General features: G+C 57.6%; 1 rRNA gene. It reads left to right on the forward strand.

Features of this window, described 5'->3' with window-relative positions:
- Positions 1 to 276 (forward strand): 23S ribosomal RNA (locus tag CBW22_RS25810); the annotation flags it as partial.

Consider the following 276-nt stretch of genomic DNA (forward strand, 5'->3'; position numbering starts at 1 on the left):
CTCAACGGATAAAAGGTACTCCGGGGATAACAGGCTGATACCGCCCAAGAGTTCATATCGACGGCGGTGTTTGGCACCTCGATGTCGGCTCATCACATCCTGGGGCTGAAGTAGGTCCCAAGGGTACGGCTGTTCGCCGTTTAAAGTGGTACGCGCGCTGGGTTTAGAACGTCGTGAGACAGTTCGGTCCCTATCTGCCGTGGGCGCTGGAGAATTGAGGGGGGTTGCTCCTAGTACGAGAGGACCGGAGTGAACGCACCGCTGGTGTTCGGGTTG

Source organism: Pantoea sp. VS1, assembly GCF_002207995.1.
GTDB lineage: Bacteria > Pseudomonadota > Gammaproteobacteria > Enterobacterales > Enterobacteriaceae > Pantoea > Pantoea dispersa.